The sequence below is a fragment of the Paraburkholderia saeva genome, assembly GCF_907164555.1.
In the GTDB taxonomy this organism is placed as follows: domain Bacteria; phylum Pseudomonadota; class Gammaproteobacteria; order Burkholderiales; family Burkholderiaceae; genus Paraburkholderia; species Paraburkholderia saeva.
In genome coordinates, this window is the sequence record NZ_CAJQZC010000040.1 from 1 (window position 1) to 549 (window position 549).

The 549-nt window shown below is 64.1% G+C and carries 1 protein-coding gene and 1 pseudogene; both read right to left on the reverse strand.

Annotated elements, in window-relative coordinates; all coding sequences use genetic code 11:
• Positions 1–188, reverse strand: a pseudogene (locus LPA36_RS29395) (zinc-ribbon domain-containing protein); the annotation flags it as partial.
• Between the two features lie 2 nt (positions 189–190).
• A partial coding sequence (locus tag LPA36_RS29400) for a hypothetical protein (protein WP_228884026.1) occupies positions 191–549 on the reverse strand: 359 nt, incomplete at its 5' end.

Here is a 549-nt window from a genome sequence, read left to right on the forward strand (position 1 = left end):
CCCTGCACGGCGCAGATCCGGCACCAGGTACCGCGTTTTACGCTGTTCGGGATCGCAAGCCACCGGTGCCCCTCAGCGCACTCCCATTCGATCCGTGTATTCGCATTTACGCAATGTGTTGACAGGCATCGTCCACCGTGCATTGCCGCAATCGCCTGCATTTCTTCGATCGTCAGCGCTCGACCCATCGTCACTCCGGCTGGCGCAGGCTGCACATCACCAGCGTATTGAGCATCAGCGAAATCTGCTGCAGGTCGAGCGCATAGTCTCCGAGTTGTGCATCACTCGGCACGGCGTCGCCACGCGCCGCACCTGAGCGCTGCGACGCCCCCAGCAGAAGGGAATTGGTCGCGATCGCCACATAGCCCGCCGACGTGTTCGCGCTGTCCGCGAGCATCAGCGAACGCTGCACGGACGATGTCGCGGTGGGCAGCGTGCCGAACTGTTGCCGCTCTCGGTCGACGATGCGGCGGTCGCGGTGCGTGCCGATGGGCGCACGGTGATCCGTCTCACGTTCGGTCTGTGGCTCGGCGAACAGCGCGAACGGAT